Annotated in this window: 15 protein-coding genes and 2 pseudogenes; 2 read left to right on the top strand and 15 right to left on the bottom strand. The window is 37.7% G+C overall.

Translation table 11 applies throughout. From position 1 onward, the window contains the following. Nucleotides 1–254 precede the first annotated feature (254 nt). From HT725_RS09030 to HT725_RS09005, 6 genes are all read right to left on the bottom strand, one after another. The gene (locus HT725_RS09030) at nt 255–401 is read right to left on the bottom strand and encodes a smi_0057.1 family bacteriocin-like peptide (protein WP_000425304.1); all 147 of its coding nucleotides are present in this window, start codon (nt 399–401) and stop codon (nt 255–257) included. Nucleotides 402–553: 152 nt separating this feature from the next. Continuing rightward, on the bottom strand, nt 554–1,747 hold the full coding sequence (locus tag HT725_RS09025) for an N-acetylmuramoyl-L-alanine amidase family protein (protein ID WP_164226453.1): 1,194 nt from the start codon (nt 1,745–1,747) through the stop codon (nt 554–556). A gap of 334 nt (nt 1,748–2,081) precedes the next feature. Continuing rightward, on the bottom strand, nt 2,082–2,315 hold the full coding sequence (locus tag HT725_RS09020) for an acyl carrier protein (RefSeq protein ID WP_000136445.1): 234 nt from the start codon (nt 2,313–2,315) through the stop codon (nt 2,082–2,084). Nucleotides 2,316–2,320: 5 nt separating this feature from the next. Next, nucleotides 2,321–3,313 (bottom strand): phosphate acyltransferase PlsX, encoded by a 993-nt coding sequence (plsX, locus tag HT725_RS09015; protein WP_023932889.1) that lies wholly within the window; start codon nt 3,311–3,313, stop codon nt 2,321–2,323. After that, nucleotides 3,310–4,080: a DNA repair protein RecO gene (recO, locus tag HT725_RS09010; protein WP_173253456.1), complete on the bottom strand. Its 771-nt coding sequence runs from the start codon at nt 4,078–4,080 to the stop codon at nt 3,310–3,312. Before recO ends, plsX begins: the two co-directional genes overlap by 4 nt. Then, nucleotides 4,077–5,246, bottom strand: a complete 1,170-nt coding sequence (locus tag HT725_RS09005) for a pyridoxal phosphate-dependent aminotransferase (RefSeq protein WP_173253455.1) — start codon at nt 5,244–5,246, stop codon at nt 4,077–4,079. The genes recO and HT725_RS09005 overlap by 4 nt, the downstream gene beginning before the upstream one ends. A gap of 588 nt (nt 5,247–5,834) precedes the next feature. On the opposite strand from HT725_RS09005, the gene HT725_RS09000 reads away from it, so the two are divergent. After that, nucleotides 5,835–6,845 carry a YeiH family protein gene (locus tag HT725_RS09000; protein ID WP_173253454.1) on the top strand — a complete coding sequence of 337 codons (1,011 nt, stop codon included), beginning with the start codon at nt 5,835–5,837 and terminating at the stop codon, nt 6,843–6,845. A 182-nt stretch (nt 6,846–7,027) separates the two neighbouring features. Here HT725_RS09000 and HT725_RS08995 read toward each other — a convergent pair whose 3' ends face one another. The 8 genes and pseudogenes from HT725_RS08995 to HT725_RS10310 form a co-directional block, all read right to left on the bottom strand. After that, complete coding sequence (locus HT725_RS08995; RefSeq protein WP_173253453.1) at nt 7,028–7,465, bottom strand: CoA-binding protein; 438 nt, start codon at nt 7,463–7,465, stop codon at nt 7,028–7,030. Nucleotides 7,466–7,549: 84 nt separating this feature from the next. Continuing rightward, a complete protein-coding gene (gene polA, locus HT725_RS08990; protein ID WP_173253452.1) occupies nt 7,550–10,183 on the bottom strand; it encodes a DNA polymerase I in 2,634 nt (877 codons plus the stop codon). A gap of 336 nt (nt 10,184–10,519) precedes the next feature. After that, a complete protein-coding gene (locus HT725_RS08985; protein WP_173234148.1) occupies nt 10,520–11,122 on the bottom strand; it encodes a hypothetical protein in 603 nt (200 codons plus the stop codon). A 397-nt stretch (nt 11,123–11,519) separates the two neighbouring features. Then, a complete protein-coding gene (locus HT725_RS08980; protein WP_173234146.1) occupies nt 11,520–12,446 on the bottom strand; it encodes a hypothetical protein in 927 nt (308 codons plus the stop codon). Between the two features lie 25 nt (nt 12,447–12,471). After that, nucleotides 12,472–13,318, bottom strand: a pseudogene (locus tag HT725_RS08975) (IS630 family transposase). 479 nt (nt 13,319–13,797) lie between these two features. Further along, nucleotides 13,798–14,361, bottom strand: a complete 564-nt coding sequence (locus HT725_RS08970; RefSeq protein WP_173253451.1) for a hypothetical protein — start codon at nt 14,359–14,361, stop codon at nt 13,798–13,800. An 80-nt stretch (nt 14,362–14,441) separates the two neighbouring features. Next, nucleotides 14,442–14,930, bottom strand: a complete 489-nt coding sequence (locus HT725_RS08965; protein ID WP_173253450.1) for a PIN domain-containing protein — start codon at nt 14,928–14,930, stop codon at nt 14,442–14,444. Between the two features lie 4 nt (nt 14,931–14,934). Continuing rightward, nucleotides 14,935–15,226: pseudogene (locus HT725_RS10310) on the bottom strand (helix-turn-helix transcriptional regulator). Between the two features lie 420 nt (nt 15,227–15,646). On the opposite strand from HT725_RS10310, the gene HT725_RS10425 reads away from it, so the two are divergent. Continuing rightward, on the top strand, nt 15,647–15,817 hold the full coding sequence (locus HT725_RS10425) for a helix-turn-helix domain-containing protein (RefSeq protein ID WP_173249681.1): 171 nt from the start codon (nt 15,647–15,649) through the stop codon (nt 15,815–15,817). Between the two features lie 257 nt (nt 15,818–16,074). Here the strand turns inward: HT725_RS10425 and HT725_RS08955 are convergent, their stop codons facing one another. Beyond that, a complete protein-coding gene (locus HT725_RS08955; RefSeq protein WP_173253449.1) occupies nt 16,075–17,961 on the bottom strand; it encodes a choline-binding protein in 1,887 nt (628 codons plus the stop codon). Nucleotides 17,962–18,053 lie beyond the last annotated feature (92 nt).

Raw genomic sequence — 18,053 nt, 5'->3', positions numbered from 1 at the left:
ACTAATAAAAAAATACAGTAAAAGTAGATAAGAACTCCTATATGAAATAATTCTCCAAATGTTTGACGAGCAGATAAACTAATTAAAAATATAAGTATCCAATAACGTTTTTTATAAAATTCTGGGGAAATTTGAGCGCCCAAATAAATAGTAGGAACTATGGTTGAAACGACTACCAACAGTAGATATATCACAGAAAATAAGAATTCTAAAATAAGCATAAATAAATCTAATCTCTAACTAATACTGTGAATTTAAGCAACGTGTCTACCCGTACCAAATAATTTATTGCACCATTTTACAGTATCTTCAAAAATCCCTCCACCATTCACTTCCTCCAATACCTCTGGGGTTAACTCTTCAAATTGTTCTAATTCTACAAATGTATTTTTCATTTCCATGACAGACTCCTTTTCATTATTTTATAGATAACTCTATCCCCTGCTCCATCTACAAAAGGCTTTAGTTTCCTTTTAAAATACAAGAAATCTAAAGCCTCCTGAAAATGGTATATTGGTTAGAGTGTTAACAATTAGTTGTGAAGATATTATTTTTATTTAACCACAACCACTTTATAATATTCGTTTGAGTGTGGAGATTCAATCTTAATTTTTTCACCGTATAAACCATCGATTTCTTTATCCAGATAATCTGAAACTCCTGATGGCAAGCGTTTCATCTTAAGAATTTCACCAGATTGATCCGCATAGGCTAGAATGTGATGGTGAGTAGTGGTTGCTCCATCATCAATCAATACAAAGTAACCTGTTTTGAGCTTACCTTGCTCATTTTCTAAATAGTATAGTTTATTGTTATTGATTGTAAAGTGGGTAGCCCCAAGACGAAGTCGTGCACCTGGGTCTTCTAGATAAAGATCATTACCAACTTTTTTGATTTCTGATCTAGTTGTCATCTCTGGAAGTGGTAATACTCTACGACCATCTGCTCCAAAGTAATATCGACCTGGTAGATTTTGGAAATTATGAATAACAGCTTTAGGATCAATTTCTTGTCCTTCTTCTTTATTATCCACTAGAGCTAAGGTTGTATTTGAAACCACATCCCCATATTTATTAGAAAACTTCTTAAACTCAGGTTTTATATACCAGGCATTCTTTTCAACAACGACCCCATTTTTTCTATAAATAAGATGATAATCATACCCATCAGACAAAGTAACAATATTTGTGATAATTGTATCATCCGCTTGAGATTGTTCAACCTGACTAGGGAGTTTGGTCAACATATAACCATCCTTACCAATAACATAACTTTCCCCATCACTGGCTGGGACAGCTCTATCTGCGACCATAGCACCTGATTTTTCAAAGTAAGACCATTGACCATTTGCAGTTGCCCATCCTGTTGCCATAGCGCCACTATCTTTGAGGTAATACCATGTAGACCCTTCTTTGTACCAACCTGTACGCATGGCGCCACTATCTGCTAGTGAATACCAGGTATTGCCTTCCTTGTACCAGCCAGTACGCATAGCACCACTATCTGCTAGAGAATACCAAGTATTGCCGTCTTTGAGCCAGCCTGTCTGCATTTTACCAGTGCTGTCGAAGTGATACCATGAGCCAGCATTTTGTACCCATTTATCCTTAGCTAGACTGCCATCTTGTGAAAGATTCCAGTCAGCACCATTTTTAACCCAAGTATCTGCAGCCTGTGCTTGGTTGATAGACAAAAGTAGACCAGCACCTACAAGCAAACCAAGAGTAAGTAATTTAGATTTTTTCATAGCCATTTCCTCCTTTATTGAATAGCTATAAGAGGGCTTCCCCTCTTTATTTAGCTATATTCTAATACTTTTCATAGTCAAAGTCAATAATATTGTGAAAAATTAGACAATATTACCAATATCTACGAATTGTATTTTGAGCTATACCATATTGCTATAACTCTATAAAAATCCTTTCTTTTTTCTCCTTTTTGGAGATTAATTTTTTCTAACTCCATTATATCCCCTATTTGTCCTCAGATTTCTCCTGTCCCTAGAAAGACTAAATCTGTTCCTAAACGGTCATTTAAAGCAAATAAAAAATTCCAAAGCAAATGCCTTGGAACTCCTATTGCTATTTTGCTTGAATAATCTTAACCACATCTCCTACACTTTGGAGTTGGTCAATTTCCTCGTCACTGATTTCGATATTAAATTCATCTTCCAGTGTCAAGATAAACTCCATCAAGTCAACGGAGTCAGCATCCAAATCGTCTTTCAGACTCAAGGATTCTGTCACAACAAAGTCCTCTCCCTGTCGCTCTTGGATAATAGTCACAATGCGGTCAAAAATTTCTTTTTCTGTCATCTCTTTTATTCTCCTGAAAATTCACGCGCAGTCTGGGCAACTACGTCTGTTTCTAGCATGGTACGAATCTGGCGGATTGTACTATAAACAGCCTTGGCATCGCTTGAGCCATGAGTCTTGACAACAGGTGCCTTGACACCAAACAAGACTGCTCCACCAACATCTGAGTAGTTGAGCTGTTTTTTTAAACCTCTGAGGCTGTCCTTGAGAAGGAGGGCGCCTAGTTTCGCTCGGAGACCACCACCTGTAATAGCGGTCTTGAGCAAGCCCATGATTCCCATGGCTGTCCCTTCAATAGACTTGAGCACAGCGTTTCCCGTGAAACCATCTGCCACGACAACATCTGCAACGCCATTCATCAAATCACGCGCTTCCACGTTTCCGATAAAGTTCAAACTTTCATCAGCCGCCAGTAATTCATAAGTTTCCTTACGAAGCGGGTCTCCCTTACTACTCTCTGTTCCGTTGTTGAGCAAGCCAACGCGTGGTTGCGCAATGCCACGGACATTTTTAGCATAGAAGGAACCTAGAACCGCATATTGATGGAGGTGCTGGGCTGTATTTTCCGCATTAGCACCAAGGTCAAGCATGTCAAATCCCTTCCCATCTACAGTCGGCAAGGTCGACATAAGACCAGGGCGATCAATGTTCTTGATACGACCCACGATGAAGAATCCTGCTGCTAGTAAAGCACCTGTATTCCCAGCCGATAGGACAGCATCTGCTTCACCCTCTTTGACAGCCTTGGCTGCCAATACCATACTGGCATTTTTCTTCTTCCGAATAGCTCTCGTAGGTTCATCGTCTGAATCAATCTTTTCATCCGTATGGATAATGCTGACGCGCTCTGTCGCTGTCAGATATTGCTTGATTTTAGCTTCATCTCCGTAGAGTTGAACCTCGATATCTGAAAAGTCAGCTAGGGCTTGATTGACACCCTCAACGATGGCCTGAGGTGCGTAATCTCCCCCCATGGCATCTACTGCGATTTTTTTCATTTCTTTTCCTCTTTTAGTAATTGTCCCCAGTCTGCTAGGGAATCAATAAATTTCTTTGATTTTAGGTGAATCCCAACGTACTCTTCGTAGAGTTGATCCATAAATTGGCGTAGCTCTTGCTTGATTTCAGGCTTGAGCGAAATGGTCTCCAAGGTTTCAAAATCAATGGCTTGAAATTGATTGAGCAGATAAGGGATATTGGGATTGAGATGGCAACGTCTCTCATCCTCATGATAATGCTCTGAACAGAGGCAGGCTCCATATTTGAAAGAAAAGTCAAAAGCCTGACCGACCCGATGGCAAAAGACACACTCATTAAAATTGAGGCTGATCCCAAATCGAGTCAAGATTTGGATTTCAAAAATATTGGTCAAAACCTGATAATCCAAACCTGCTTCCATCAACTCCAAAGTCTTTTGTAAAAAAGCAAACAAGGGAGCATCCTGCTGATTGTCCTGCAAACTAGCATCTGCAAGAGCCGCCACATAGGTCGCATAAGCCATGACAAAGAGGTCGCTATTAATCTTGGGAAAAGTCATCACCTCATGATAGTCCTCAATGTAACTGAGCCCATCATCATTGATTCGCAAGAGAAATCGAGCCAGCACCAAGGGCTGAATAACTGGAGCCAGCTTAGACTGACCAGCGTGTTTGACAAAAAACATGCGCTTGCCAGCCTGCTCAGTAAAAATCTTGACGAGCTTATCATCCTCCCGAAAATTGCGATTGTAGAGCACCAAGCCTTGACTCGTGATAGACTGAATCATGCTTCTCTCATGTACTCCTCAAGTCGTTTCATAGCTTCTTTGATAGTCTCCATGCTGGCTGCATAAGACAGACGCACATAGCCTTCTCCGTAACGCCCAAAGGCAGCTCCAGGGATAAAAGCAACGGCCTTCTTCTGAGCAAAATCCTTCAGAAAAGCAAAGGAATCTTGATTGTAGCCCGCTGGAATCTTAGCAAAGATATAGAAGGCACCGTCTGGTTTGATAATCTCAAAACCAAGAGCAGTCATTTTCTCGATAATATAATCCCGACGCTGGATGTATTCCTTCTTCATAGGCTCCGCATCGTTTTTACCAGCTGTCAAGGCTTCCACCGCAGCATGTTGAGCCATGGTATTTGCGGCAGTGACCAAGTACTGGTGACTCTTGATTAATTGGGCTGTGAAGGCCGCAGGAGCGAAAATCAGACCCAAACGCCAACCTGTCATGGCATGTGATTTAGACAAACCATTGATAATGATAGCCTGGTCTCTCAACATAGTCCCTAGAGACACATGAGCTTCGCCCGTATAGGTCAATTCTGAGTAAACCTCATCACAGACAACGAAAATTTCGTACTTACGCAAAACAGTTGCCAAAGCCTCCAACTGCTCCCGACTATAAGTAATTCCTGTCGGATTAGCTGGATAGTTGAGAATAACCGCCTTGAGCTTGTCACCTTGCTCCAAAATGGCCTTCTCCAACATCTCAGGAGTCAAGACAAAACCATTTTCAGTTGTGTCAATCTCGACAATCTCTGCCCCAACTAGATTGACAATCGGTTCATAACCTGGATAGGCAGGAGCTGGCAAAAGTACCTTGTCTCCCTCTTCCAAAATAGCTGTCAAAGTAGCAGATAAAGCCTCTGTCGCCCCAATTGTAACCAAGATTTCATTTTCAGGAGCATAGTCCAGTTGGTACTTTTCCTTAACAAAGTCACTGGCCGCCTGACGTAGAGTCAGCAGGCCACTCATCCCTGTATAGTAGGATTGGTTCTGGTCAATCGCTCGCTTGGCCGCCTCCTTGACATGATCTGGCGTTGTAAAATCAGGTTCCCCCAAAGTCAAACGCAAGACCCCAGGAATCTCCGAAATAGCCTGGTCAAACTGACGAATCAACGAAACTTGAATCTTATCTAACTGTTTATTAAAGCGCTTAGTTAAGTCCATAGATACCTCCTACTTTCAAAACGTATCTCTATTATACTACAAAAGCCCCCCGACCGCAAAAATACATGATAGAATAACGCTAGCATGACAAATTGAAGTAGGTTAATTTAAATTGATTACAACACTATGTTTTGAGAATACTCAATGAAAATCTCATGAGACTAGGAATCGAGGTGAAAGCATAACTAATACTCAATGAAAATCANNTATACGGCAAGGCGACGTTGGCGTGGTTTGAAGAGATTTTCGAAGAGTATTGAGGTTTTGATAATCTTCGTTACAACTATTCTAGCACCATTACTGATTACTATTACCGGTAATGTCATTTCTGAGTGGATAGTCAGAAAGTGGTTAGATAAGCGCGACAAAAAAATATAACCTGAGTTTAGTTTTAATGTAACTGGACAAAAAGAAATACCAGAGGTGGAGCTCTGGTATTTTTGTTTTTGCCAAGACTTCGTTACAGTTCTTGTAAGATTATTGTTACATAATTAGCACTACTTGTCAAATAATTGTTGGCTCCACTTTCTACTTTACTTTTCCTGTTTTTATGTCTATAATGGTAAAAGATTTTATTTGGAGGTTTTTATGTCATTTCTATCAAAAAATGGAGCAGGTATCTTGGCCTGCCTTCTCATTTCTATCGTATCTTGGTACTTAGGAGGATTCTTCCCTGTCATTGGCGCGCCCGTTTTTGCCATTTTCATGGGAATGCTCCTACATCCCTTTCTCTCGTCTTATAAACAACTGGATGCGGGATTGACCTTTAGTTCTAAAAAATTGCTCCAGTATGCCGTTGTCTTGCTTGGTTTTGGTCTCAATATCTCGCAAGTCTTTGCAGTTGGGCAATCTTCGCTCCCTGTCATCCTATCCACCATTTCAATAGCTCTGATTATTGCCTACTTCTTCCAGCGCTTCTTTGCCCTGGATACAAAACTGGCTACCTTGGTTGGAGTAGGTTCTTCAATCTGTGGTGGTTCTGCCATTGCTGCGACAGCGCCCGTTATTGATGCTAAGGAAAAGGAAGTAGCCCAATCCATTTCCGTTATCTTTTTCTTCAATGTCTTGGCTGCGCTCATCTTTCCAACCCTCGGCACCTGGCTTCATCTATCCAATGAAGGCTTCGCCCTCTTTGCAGGGACTGCGGTCAACGACACTTCCTCTGTAACGGCTGCCGCCAGCGCTTGGGACAGTCTTTACCAAAGCAATACCCTCGAGTCTGCAACCATTGTTAAACTCACACGTACTTTGGCCATTATCCCTATCACGCTCTTTCTATCCTACTGGCAAAGTCGCCAACAAGAAAACAAGCAAAGCCTACAACTGAAAAAAGTCTTCCCACTTTTTATCCTTTACTTTATCCTTGCCTCTCTCCTCACTACACTACTCACCTCTCTAGGTGTATCCAGTAGTTTCTTTACCCCTCTCAAAGAACTCTCTAAATTCCTTATTGTCATGGCCATGAGTGCTATCGGGCTCAAAACCAATCTGGTAGCTATGGTCAAATCCAGTGGAAAATCCATTGTTCTCGGAGCCATCTGCTGGATTGCCATCATCCTCACTAGTCTTGGTATGCAGACCCTTATCGGCATTTTCTAATACTCTTCGAAAATCTCTTCAAACCACGTCAACGTCGCCTTGCCGTATATATGTGACTGACTTCGTCAGTTCTATCTACAACCTCAAAACAGTGTTTTGAGCAATCTGCGGCTAGTTTCCTCTTTGCTCTTTGATTTTCATTGAGTATAACACAAAAAGGTAGCCCACCAGCTACCTTTTTCTTATGCTTCCTTAATCAAGCGTGTATGTTCTCTCTTGATGCAACGATTCATCACGATATCATCGCATCCACCAGCACGCAAGATTTCTTCCGCTTCTAGACTTTCAAGTCCTAGCTGTGCCCAAAAAATTTTAGCATCAGCCTTGAGAAAATCACGCGCCACATCTGGCAAAAACTCACTGCGACGGTAAACATTGACAATATCTACAGGAAAAGGAATCTCTGCTAGACTAGCATAAGCCTTTTCACCCAAGATTTCACCACCTGCCGCCTTGGGATTGACTGGGATAATTTTATAACCCCGAGCCTGCATTTCCTTGGTCACTCGATTGCTAGTTGTTTCCTCACGGTCTGACAAGCCCACCACAGCAAGGGTTTTGCTCGTTGCTAGATACTGACGAATCATGCCATCACTTGGATTGATAAATTCTTGACTCATAGAAATCCTCCTTTTTCTTCAGTATAGCACAATTTGAAAAGGCTTGCATCATTCTACTACAAAAAAGGAGGACTAGCCCCCTTTTTATTTAGCCTCGTACCAGGTTGCCCCTTCATTCTCATCTGCGATGAGGGGAACACTGAGTTGAATAGCTTCTTCCATAGTTTGTTTTACTAATTTTTTCATCTCTGCTAGTTCCGATTTAGGAACTTCAAGGACGATTTCATCATGCACTTGCAGAAGCATCTTAGTCTGATAACCACCTGCAACCAAGGCTTTATCTAGCTGAATCATGGCAATCTTGAGAATATCTGCTGCCGAACCCTGGATAGGAGAGTTGATGGCCGTTCGCTCCGCAAAACCACGAATGTTAAAGTTGCGCGAATTGATATCTGGCAACTCACGACGACGCTTGAAGAGGGTCTCCACATAGCCCTTATCACGCGCCTCACGCACCACTTCATCCATGTAGTTTTTAATACCTGAGAAGCGTTCAAAGTAGGTATCAATGTAGGCTTTGGCCTCCTTACGGCTAATGCCCAGATTATTAGACAAACCAAAGTCTGAAATCCCGTAAACCACTCCAAAGTTGACAGCCTTTGCATTGCGACGGTCGTTTGCAGTCACATCCTCAGGACGCTCAATGCCAAAAACCCGCATGGCTGTCGAAGTATGGATGTCCGCTCCCTCTTGGAAGGCCTTAATCAAGTGCTCATCCTTAGAAATATGCGCCAAAACACGCAATTCAATCTGCGAATAGTCCGAACTGAGCAACACACTATCCTCCCACTCTGGCACAAAAGCCTTACGAATGAGACGACCTTGTTCCAAACGCACAGGAATGTTTTGCAAGTTTGGATCCACACTAGACAAACGCCCGGTCTGGGTCAAATCCTGCACATAGCGCGTATGAATCTTGCCATCAGACAAAATCCAATCCTGCAAGCCAATCACATAAGTGGATTGAATCTTGGCAATCTGACGATAATCCAGGATTTTCTTAACAATCGGTGCAATCGGAGCTAGACGCTCCAAGACATCCACGGCAGTCGAATAACCTGTCTTAGTTTTCTTAGTATACTCGAGAGGAAGCCCCAATTTCTCAAAGAGAAGCACTCCCAACTGCTTAGGAGAGTTGATATTAAACTCCTCACCAGCCAGTTCATAAATCTCCCGAGTGAGTTTTTCAATGACAAGCTCATTTTCAGCCTGCATTTCAAGCAAGGTTTCTTTTTTAACCTTAATCCCAGCAATTTCCATCTTGGCAAGGACAAAAGCTAGAGGTTGCTCCATATCATAAAGAAGCTCTAACTGACCATTTTCGCTGAGTTTTTCAAGCAAAATAGGCTCTGTTTCGACCAAAACGGCAATCTTACGAGCCAAGTGTTCCAAGAATTTCTCACGTTCAGGAATGGCCTTTTTAACACCTTTACCGTAGAAAGTCTCATCATCAACCAAATAAGTCTGACCATAAAGACTAGCAATAGTCGCAATTTCATTGTCCTCCACAGTCGAAAGGAGGTATTTAGCCAAACGGATATCAAAATCAGGTGCCTGCAAATTCACACCAAAACGATGCAAAAGAACTTTAGCCTTCTTAAAGTCATACACTCTCAGAGATGTTTTTTCTAAGAAATCCTTGAAAATCGGGTCTTGCAAAAGCTCAAGCTTGTCTGTAGCATAAAGCTTTTCCCCACAAGACCAGACAAATCCAACCAAATCATCCGTATGGTAATTCTCACCAAAAAGCTCAAAGTGGAAGATAGACTCTTCACTCAGCATATCTTGACTGATTTGGTCAACAATAGTAAAATCCAAACTCTCAGTCACATCAGCTGACGACACATTTAAAGCCTGCTTGAGCTGTTTGAAGCCCATCTCATCGTAGAATTTTCCAAGATTTTCCACATCTGGACCACTATAGACCAAATCCTTCAAACCAATCTCAATCGGTGCCTTGGTATCAATTGTCGCCAGTGTTTTAGACAAAAAGGCCTGTTCCTTATCATTGATGAGATTTTCCTTCATCTTAGAAGCCTTCATCCCATCGATATTCTCATAAATCCCCTCGAGCGAACCATGCTCCAACAAAAGCTTGATACCTGTCTTTTCACCGATTTTGGTCACCCCAGGGATATTATCCGACTTATCACCCATAAGCGCCTTGAGATCGATAAACTGAGTCGGTGTGATGCCCATCTTTTCCATGAGATATTCTGGCGTAAAGGCCTCAAACTCAGCCACACCTTTCTTGGAAATCTCAACCACCGTATGCTCATCCGTCAGCTGAATCAAATCCTTGTCCCCACTGACAATGGTAATATCAAAACCATCCTGCTCTGCTAGTTTATCCAGTGTCCCAATGATGTCATCCGCCTCATACTGAGCCAACTCATAATGACAAATCCCCATATGATCCAGCAACTCACGAATGAAGGGAAATTGCTCACGAAACTCATCAGGAGTCTTGGCCCGACCACCCTTATAGTCCGCATACATCTCTGTCCGGAAAGTCGTCTTTCCTGCATCAAAGGCTACTAAAATATGACTAGGCTCAACCCGCTCCAATAAATGACTCAACATCAACTGAAAACCATAAATGGCATTGGTATGCAAACCAGCCGCATTCTTAAAACGGTCCAACTGCTGATAGAGTGCAAAAAACGCCCGAAAAGCAACAGAAGACCCATCAATCAATAATAATTTTTTCTTATCCATACACCCATTATAAAGGAAAGCACCAAAAAATACCATTGGAAAGAGCCAGAGCAAGTATTTTTCAAACTTTTTCCGAATAAATAGATAGTAGCAGTGAATCTAGCAAACCTAGATTTAAAACTGTGGTATAATGAAAGGAGAAGAAATATGACTGTGCGTCATCCGGGAATCAGCCCGACTAATGATTTGGTTGCTAAGAAAATCTTTAGCAATCCGGTTTTGTTTCGCAGGAAGCCTAATGAAATTCTATATTTGTGACCTATATAGTCATAAATTCAATTAACTGGAAGCTTTTAAAAAACATATAAAAACTAAGTCATATTTTTACTAGATGACTTAGTTTTTATATATTTGTTTTGTAGTATCTAAAGTTAGTACTTGTTTCAATTTATGATTTTGTTCATATCGTTTGTCTGATCTAAAGGTACTAACAGGATTACAGATAACACTGTTATCGCTTGTTCTTTCTATAAACAGAAAAGGAGTATCTATGGTATCATTATATCGATTTAATTTCAAAAGAAAATCAAATGTGATACTTGTTGGTAAAACATTAGGACTTTGTGATTTTTGAAAAACTTGTATATCCTTATTTTTGAGTAATAAATCAAGATTTTTTATGTTTTCTAATCTATCTATAATAGAGTTATAATTTGGGTCGTTGACTATTAAGTTGAAATTTTTATTTTTTGTATAATTGCTTTTTGTTAATTTAGAAAAATCATCAAATAATTTTTTTGAGTTTGCTTCAATAAGGTGATCATTTTGAAGATGTTTAGTCCCTAAAATAAGATGCCGAAAATTTTCCTTTTCAAATCGTATTAAAAAATTTGTATCATAAATTATTTTTCCTTTTTTGGAGTAGATTAAAGCAAAAAAATAACCTGTAAATCTTAATTTTTTATATTCATTTATGGCATCTAATAGTTTCTGAGGCATAAATATATTTAATCCTTTCAAAAAAGAGGAGAAAATTTCTCCTCTTACGTATTTATGGTTTTCCCCGGCGAGGTCTTCACCAAAAACCCTATAATAAGACTAGTAAAAAAATTTTCGGGTATTTTTTTACGTAAATGCCTAAGTATACTCTAGGTAACACTTTTTAAATAGAAGAACTTCCTCTATATAATTAATTGTAACATAGTGTTATGATTAAGTCAAAATAAATGTGATATAAAATTATTAAGATGAGGGAATTTTGTGCGCTCTTTTTTTCGATTCATTTTGGCTACAAAAGCGCTGAAATCAAGCATTAGTAAAACCAGTGGAACTTACCCTGACACGGAATTCCACTGGTTTTTAGGATTTTTATCAGACCAAGACTGGAAATTTATTCTTACTCTACATCTTTGTCCAATTTTTTACGTTCATCTTGCTTTTGATACTTAATTTTTTCCAACTCTGCTAGAATATTATCCTTATTCAATAGATCAAATAGTCTATCTACTTCCCTTTTTTCATTCTCCAAACTATCTTGAATTTCCTTTACTCTTTCTGTGAGGCCATCCTTTTTCAGTGAACCTTGTAATTGATTTATTTGTTCTATTTCCTCTGATAATTTCTGTTTGACTTTAGTCAATTCATTAGGAGTTTCTTGTAAAACTTCTTCTTTAACTGCTCTTTCTATGTCAAATGTTACTGATATAAGTATAATGAATATTATTATTGTTAAAATAAGTACCTTCACCCAACTATCCCACTCAGAAAAGGGCTTTAAAATAGTATTTAGTAATTCTGGTTTAATGTCGTTCTTTTTATCTTCAAAGAAATTTACTAAAATAAATGATGAATACTCTGAAATGTATACAGTATTAAACAATATTTTAGTAAGAGTAGCTTTTTTTGTTAGTGAGTCTTTCTGAAGAGATGTAAGTCCTATTTCTGCCCGCTTAAAAGCACTATCAATTACATAGTTAGCTCCAATGCTAACACCTATAGCATAAAATGTTTTCACTGAATCTATTGATGGGGTCTCCCTTAAAAAAACGATTAACAACAAAGGGGAGACAATCAAAAATGTGAGTAACATTTGAAGATACAGTACAAATCGTTCTTTCTTATACAATGAGCATATGCTATATATAATAAATACGATAATCCAAGCAGCCAAAACCAGCCATAAAAGTAACGCAAATAATATAAGTATTATGTTTCCCTTAAAAAACATAGCAACTATCAATGTATACAAGATAATAGCCACACTTGCCCCAGAAAAATTTTGCCCTTTTGTAACAAATTTTAACAATTTTTTCACTTTATTCATAACATCCTCTATTACTACTATATAGTCAATTGAAGTAAAAACAAGACAAAAGCACCTCGTAAAAAGTACTGCAAGTTGGTAATACCTTTTTGAGGTGCTTTTTGATATGAGCCCATGTTTTCTCAATAGGATTGTACTCAGGTGAGTAGGGAGGAAGAGGTAAAAGTTTATGCCCAAACTTTTCACACAAGAGTTCTAGCTTACCCATTCTATGGAATCTTACATTATCCATAATAATAACCGATGGTGTATTTAATGTTGGTAAGAGAAACTTCTGAAACCAAGCTTCAAAAAAGTCGCTCGTCATCGTCTCTTCGTAAGTCATTGGAGCGATTAACTCACCATTTGTTAACCCCGCAACCAAAGAAATCCTCTGATATCTTCTTCCAGATACTTTACCTCTTATTAACTAACCTTTTAATGAGCGACCATATTCTCGATAAAAATAAGTATCAAATCCTGTTTCATCAATATAAACAGGTGCTAAGTGCTTTAAACTATTAAAATTCTTAAGAAATAAAGTTACTTTTTCTGGATCTTGTTCATAGTAGGTCTGGTTCTTTTTTTCGAGTGTAGCCCATAGCTTTGAGAGCATAGTGGATAGTAGTTGGATGACAGCCAAATTCAGAAGCTATTTCAGTCAAATAAGCGTCTGGATTGTCAATAAGATAGTTTTTGAGTCTATCTCTATCAACTTTTCTTGGTTTTGTTCCTTTTACTTAATGGTTTAGCTCTCCTGTTTTCTCTTTTAGCTTTAACCAGCCATAAATGGTATTACGTGAGATTTGGAAAACGTGTGATGCTTCTGTTATACTACCTGTTCGCTCACAATAAGAGAGAACTTTTTTACGAAAATCTATTGAATATGCCATAAGAAGACTATACTACATTATGTACTATTTTTGGTTCATTTTAATATATATCCTACTTCTCACTAATTAGAGATTCCATCTTAATACCGAAATCTCTGCTATTTTCACAACATACTTAAAACAAACATTATCCAGCCTATCTTTCTCCCATCATATTGATACTCTTCCAATAATTTTATTTGGCAATGGTATTCTTTCAGACAAAGTCAAATATTAAATCCATTTTACCTCCAGAACAATAAATATTTGCCTCCTCAATTGTAGAATCCATGTGTACGTTAATTTTTATATCTATATGGAAATTTCAAACACATATATCACAGACTTCATACTTTTCTAGCTCATAATATGTATCCCATCTAAACCTTTTTCCAAGGTACAACTTGAAAAATCATACATTTTTGGAAAAGGAAACACGTTCTCACAGGAACATGAATCACTTCATAACTTTCACTCTTGGGATAAAGAATAGGACTATATTAGTCGTACTCAAGTTCAAAATAATCCCTTGTTATAATTCTACCTATTAAACTGTCTTTGTTTAAAAAGATCTCTTGAGGACTAACATCTAAAATCTCATCCGTATCAATGTTAACAATAATATCCACAATATACTTTACCTTGTGAGTCTCATTAATCAAATCATAAGAAGAATCTTCACTTCCTAAAATTGAAAATATTGCTTCATAAGCTATTTCAGCAGTAGTATTACCGTTATCCTCTATATTCAAAATACGAACTAAAGGAGAATCATTCAGTTCGAATTTTTGAATCATCATTTCATCCAATTCGGATAACTCACTATGACCCTTTCGATCATAGTTAGTAACATCAACTTTTATCCCAAAATTCTCAGCATGATAAGTTGGGACGAAATCATAGGTTAAATCAGAAAGAAATTGATTAATTTCCTTTTCAATAACTGATTCCAATTTTTCAATAGTCATACAGACCTTGTCATAGTTTTCATGATGCTTGTTAAGATAGTTAGCACACTCACTATAATTTGCAAACATAGTTGCTTTAGGAATTTTTTGCTCCACAGCTTTACGAAATCCGTTATCAGAGCTAACCACAATAAAATTATCATGATTTTTAAATCGTTGACTGATATTTTGGATAATTAACGCATCCGGAAATTCGTTCTTTTATTATTTTTATTTTCAAACGGAGGTCTATGATTAAAATAATCATCTAGAACCTCACCTAAATCAAAATTTTGATTATCAGCATGAATCAGTTTACCTTTCAGACTATTAATATCCACAGAAAAGAGAGAAAGAAAATTATTGAATTTATCTTTAGCTTCTTTAATACTAGCTTCCCTTAAAAAGTCTATATCATTTAATACTCTTTGTAATTCATCAAAAATCTCTAAATTCCAAACATCTTTTTTAAACCTTTCAATCACCTCGTTATTTTCTTGCCCCTTCTCTTCCAGATGAGCCATAACCTCTCTGTAAATAATTGAGTTGATATAAATTTCTAAATTTGGAAATTTTTCCTTTTTTAACTCCTTAAATGTCTTATAAAACTGACCATCAAAATTATATTTTGTATTATCATATATATTTGTATCAAAACATATTACAAAATTAGTACTAGTATCCATATATCTACAACTTCCCAAACTGTTTTTTCCGTTCCTCTATAAATGCGATTAACTCCTGTCTAAAAACAGACTTTTCTGCATCAGTTAAGCCTTCTGAATTTTTACGGAAAAGAATTTCAATATCCTCTAACTTATTATTCAGAATTTCTTCATCAGAATTACCAACTAAATAATCAACTGTTACATTTAAAATCTAAGCGATTTTGACAAGATTTTCCTGAGTTGGTTTTTTTAATGCTACATTCCCAAGAATCATAGACTTGTTGCAAAATTCCTAGTTTTTCAGCGACATCAATTTATATTAATCTAGCTTGTTTACGTGATTCCTTTAAACATTCCAAGAATCCCATTCCTTTTTTCCTCAAAAATAATTTAAATTGTTTCAAATAATCTCTTGACAAGCACAATCAATGGTTGTATTGTTTTGGAAATAATAACCTTTTTCAAGACCTTGTCTGAGATCATTGAAAATTGAATAAAAAAATGCGTCTGACAACCAGAGGATTGACTATCAAACTACACTAAACTTCGTACCTTTATTGTAATCTATTTGACAGGTAAAGTCAAGTTCGTTCATTGTTGAAGTTGGGATATGATAGGTAACGGTAACTTCTCAAAGTAACTTCCACTTGACTTGCCGAAGTGGAAATTAGTCTAAAACGGATTTTTATGGTGGAATTAAGTATGAGACGTTTGAGTTAGAAATGAGGTCTACTATGACAAAACATAAACACCTTACCCTTTCAGACCGTAATAATATCCAACTAGGTTTAGAGCATGGAAAACTGCTTGCCTTCTTAGACATGGTTCGCCAACATGTCTTAACTTCCGAGGTTGCCAGCCAGCAGTTGGGCATGACAGTCTCTGAGTTTGAGGCACTGTTATAAGATTATACAATCACTAATAACGTAAAAGTAAATGGGAATGAAATATGGTCCTATTTACTTTTTATTTTCTATAGTAGATTGAAATAAGATATGAATAAAGTGATTAGGAAAGTCAAATTAATTTCTAGAAATGTTTTAGAATCCGTAGCGTACTATTCTAAGTTCAATCCACTATACTATCCAACAAAGTCCTCACGCGATTATATACCACAAAAAAACAGGAGATTTCTCTCCTGTCATGATTCAACTATCTAAAATTAAACCCATTCACCGTTTCCGTTTACAGTGTAACCATTTACAGTAGTATTTACTGCAAGGGCACCTGAGCCATTGACATAGTACCATTTGTCTGATACTTTGAACCATTGGCTTGCTTTCATAGCACCTGATGCTTCAAGATAGTACCAAGTACCTCCATCTTTAAGCCAACCTGTTGCCATTGAACCGTTAGCATTTAGGTAGTACCATGAACCATTGACTTTAGCCCAACCTGTTGCCATAGCGCCGTTAGCGTTTAGGTAGTACCATGAACCATTGTATTGGAGCCATCCTGTCGCCATAGCGCCATTGCTGTTGAGGTAGTACCATGAGCCATTGTTTTGTAGCCAACCTGTTACCATAGCACCATTAGCGTTTAGGTAGTACCATGAACCGTTGTCTTGTAGCCATCCTGTCGCCGTTGAACCATCAGTATTGTAGAAGTACCACATACCGTTTTCTTGTTTCCAGCCTGTTTTTGGAGAAGCTGGTTTAGCTGGTTCTACTACAGAATATGAGCTGTATGATGGAACATATGATGAGTATGAAGGGACATATGTCGGATTAGATGGTCTTGCAGGAACAGAAGGTTGTGCTGGAGTTTCAGCTGGTTTTTCCGCCGGTTTTTCAGCTGGTTTTTCTGCTGGAGTTTCAGCTGGTTTTTCCGCCGGTTTTTCAGCTGGTTTTTCTTTAGCTTTATCTTCTTCTGCTGCTTTCTTATTTAATTCATCGATAAATTTTTCAGCTTGTTTTGCAGTTAAGCCTTTTTTGAAGCCTTCTACAATTTGTTTTCTTGTTTCATCTGATGCTGCTTTTAATGCTGTAATTGTATCAGCTTTTGCTTTTGCTTCTTCTGGACTATTAGTTTCAGCTTTTTCTAATTCTGCGATTGCTGCTTTCAATGCTGCATCATAGTTCGCTAAAAATTCTTCCTGAGCTGCTTTCTCTTTTTCTGCAGCCTCTTTATCTTCTTCTGCTGCTTTCTTATTTAATTCATCGATAAATTTTTCAGCTTGTTTTGCAGTTAAGCCTTTTTTGAAGCCTTCTACAATTTGTTTTCTTGTTTCATCTGATGCTGCTTTTAATGCTGTAATTGTATCAGCTTTTGCTTTTGCTTCTTCTGGACTATTAGTTTTAGCTTTTTCTAATTCTGCAACTGCTTTTTCTAACGCTTTATCATAATTCTCTAAGAATTCATCTTGTGCTGCTTTTTCTTCAGCTTTTGCTTTTGCTTCTTCTGCTAACTTTTTATTTTCATCATCGATTGCTTTTTCAGCTTCTTCTGCAGTTAAGCCTTGTTTGAAACCTTCTTCGATTTTAGCTCTTGTTTTCTCTGCTTCTGCTTTTAATTTTGCAATCGTATCTTGAATTTGTTCTTTTATTTCAGGATTATTTTTTGCAGATTCTTCTAATTTTGCAATCGTATCCTTTAATGCCTTGTCAAAATTAGCTAAAAATGCTGCTTGTGCGTCTGCTTCTTCCTTAGCTTCTTTTTCCTCTGCAGCTTCCTCTTCTTTAGCTTTTTTCTCTATTTCTTTTTCAGCTTCTTCTACAGTTAAACCTGCTTTGAAGCGTTTTTCATAGTCAGCCTTCTGGTCTTTAGTTCGTTTTTCAAATTCATCAATAAACCCTTGAATTTGTTTTTGTAATTCTGGATCTTCTTTTGCATTGTCTAAATATTCTTTTAATTCTTTAACTGTAGCTTCTACAGCTTTATCAAAATTAGCTAAAAATTCTTTTTGTGCTGATTCTTTATTTTCAGCTGGTTGACTACTAGCTACAGGTTGACCTTCCGCTTTTACAACCGACGGTTGAGATACAACAAATGCTGATCCTAAAACAGCAACACTAGCCAAGCTAGCAGTTAGAAATTTTTTCTTATCCATAAAATATCGACCACCTTTGGTACTTTTTGGTTCTATTTTACCATTTTTTTCCTAAAAATTCAAGAAATCACACTCTAAAATGATAAAAAAAT

Origin of the sequence: Streptococcus sp. 2579 (assembly GCF_013277195.1) — a bacterium.
Classification (GTDB): Bacteria; Bacillota; Bacilli; order Lactobacillales; family Streptococcaceae; genus Streptococcus.
This window is presented reverse-complemented; position numbering and strand designations above follow the sequence as displayed.

Coding starts and splice junctions, on each gene's coding strand:
- HT725_RS09030 (WP_000425304.1), bottom strand. CDS start 401: ATGGAAATGAAAAATACATTTGTAGAATTAGAACAATTTGAAGAGTTA.
- HT725_RS09025 (WP_164226453.1), bottom strand. CDS start 1,747: ATGAAAAAATCTAAATTACTTACTCTTGGTTTGCTTGTAGGTGCTGGT.
- HT725_RS09020 (WP_000136445.1), bottom strand. CDS start 2,315: ATGACAGAAAAAGAAATTTTTGACCGCATTGTGACTATTATCCAAGAG.
- plsX (WP_023932889.1), bottom strand. CDS start 3,313: ATGAAAAAAATCGCAGTAGATGCCATGGGGGGAGATTACGCACCTCAG.
- recO (WP_173253456.1), bottom strand. CDS start 4,080: ATGATTCAGTCTATCACGAGTCAAGGCTTGGTGCTCTACAATCGCAAT.
- HT725_RS09005 (WP_173253455.1), bottom strand. CDS start 5,246: ATGGACTTAACTAAGCGCTTTAATAAACAGTTAGATAAGATTCAAGTT.
- HT725_RS09000 (WP_173253454.1), top strand. CDS start 5,835: ATGTCATTTCTATCAAAAAATGGAGCAGGTATCTTGGCCTGCCTTCTC.
- HT725_RS08995 (WP_173253453.1), bottom strand. CDS start 7,465: ATGAGTCAAGAATTTATCAATCCAAGTGATGGCATGATTCGTCAGTAT.
- polA (WP_173253452.1), bottom strand. CDS start 10,183: ATGGATAAGAAAAAATTATTATTGATTGATGGGTCTTCTGTTGCTTTT.
- HT725_RS08985 (WP_173234148.1), bottom strand. CDS start 11,122: ATGCCTCAGAAACTATTAGATGCCATAAATGAATATAAAAAATTAAGA.
- HT725_RS08980 (WP_173234146.1), bottom strand. CDS start 12,446: ATGAATAAAGTGAAAAAATTGTTAAAATTTGTTACAAAAGGGCAAAAT.
- HT725_RS08965 (WP_173253450.1), bottom strand. CDS start 14,930: ATGGATACTAGTACTAATTTTGTAATATGTTTTGATACAAATATATAT.
- HT725_RS10425 (WP_173249681.1), top strand. CDS start 15,647: ATGACAAAACATAAACACCTTACCCTTTCAGACCGTAATAATATCCAA.
- HT725_RS08955 (WP_173253449.1), bottom strand. CDS start 17,961: ATGGATAAGAAAAAATTTCTAACTGCTAGCTTGGCTAGTGTTGCTGTT.